Consider the following 1304-nt stretch of genomic DNA (forward strand, 5'->3'; position numbering starts at 1 on the left):
GCCGCGACCTCGACCGTCCCGACGCCGTCGCTGTCGCCGTCGCCCGCGCCCGCGCCCGCGCCCGCCGGGGGTGTGTACGTCCACAGCTGGTGCACACCGGCCATGGCGATCCACAGCCGGCCGTCGAACCAGGCGACGTCCCACGGCGAGGACAGTGCCACGTCCAGAGCCGGCCCCGCGGTGGGCGAGCCCTGCCACCACTGCCGACCCGTGCCGGCCAGCGTCGTCACCTCACCCGTCGCCGGGTCGAGGCGGCGCACCGCGTGGTTGACGGTGTCCGCGACGGCGACCGAGCCGTCCGGCAGCAGCGCCAGACCCTGCGGCTCGCTGAACTCGGCCCGCTCCGCCGGCCCGTCCGTCAGCCCCCGCTGCCCGGTCCCGATCCGCCGCAGCACCGTCTCCCCGTCCGCGGCCAGCTCCACCAGCGCGTGCCGCGTGGAGTCCGACACCAGCAGGGTGCCGCCGGGCAGCGTCAGCGCCTTGCCGGGGAAGCGCAGGTCGCCCGCCTTCGGCTCGGGCGGCACGTACGGGCCGTCACCGCGCCGCAGGGTGCCCTTGGCGGCGTGCTCCGTCTCCAGCTCCGCCACGAGGGCGGCGATCGCGTGCGCGTGCCCCTCCCCCGCGTGCTGGGCGACGACGTAGCCCTCCGGGTCGATCACCACGAGCGTCGGCCAGGCCCGCACCGCGTACTGCTTCCAGGTCACCAGCTCCGGGTCGTCGAGCACCGGGTGGTGCACCTCGTAGCGCTCCACCGCGTCCACGACCGCCTGGTGCTCGGCCTCGTGCACGAACTTCGGCGAGTGCACGCCGACGATGACCACCGTGTCGCGGTGCTTCTCCTCCAGCTCCCGCAGCTCGTCCAGCACGTGCAGGCAGTTCACGCAGCAGAAGGTCCAGAAGTCCGCGATCACGATCTTGCCGCGCAGGTCCGCCAGGGACAGGTCCCGGCCACCGGTGTTGAGCCAACCGCCCTTCCCGACCAGCTCGGGAGCACGGACACGGGCACGGCGGGGAGCAGGGGTGGGCTCCGCGGCGGAGGAGGCGTCGTTCATGCGTCAAGGGTGCCACTGCCCACGGCAGCCGCAGGCCGCCGCCCCGGGCCGATGACTCGCGCATGGTCGGTGGCCACCCACCGGAAGAGCGCGTGGCGGGTGCGTCCGGCGTGACCGGGGCCCACTCCTGCGCTGCCCCCGGCTCGGCCTGCGGACGGAGTCGGCTCCACCGCCGGACGCGGCGCAGAACGCTGAACGTGCCGGAAGGGCGGGGACGCGGGGCCGGGCGGCGGGCCAGGGCGGTGTGCGGCG

Annotated in this window: 1 protein-coding gene; it reads right to left on the reverse strand. The window is 75.5% G+C overall.

The features are described from left to right. On the reverse strand, window positions 1-1052 hold a 1052-nt coding region (locus tag ACYVE9_RS27200; RefSeq protein ID WP_461030546.1), incomplete at its 3' end, for a thioredoxin-like domain-containing protein. Window positions 1053-1304 lie beyond the last annotated feature (252 nt).

Source organism: Streptomyces sparsus, from assembly GCF_054776295.1.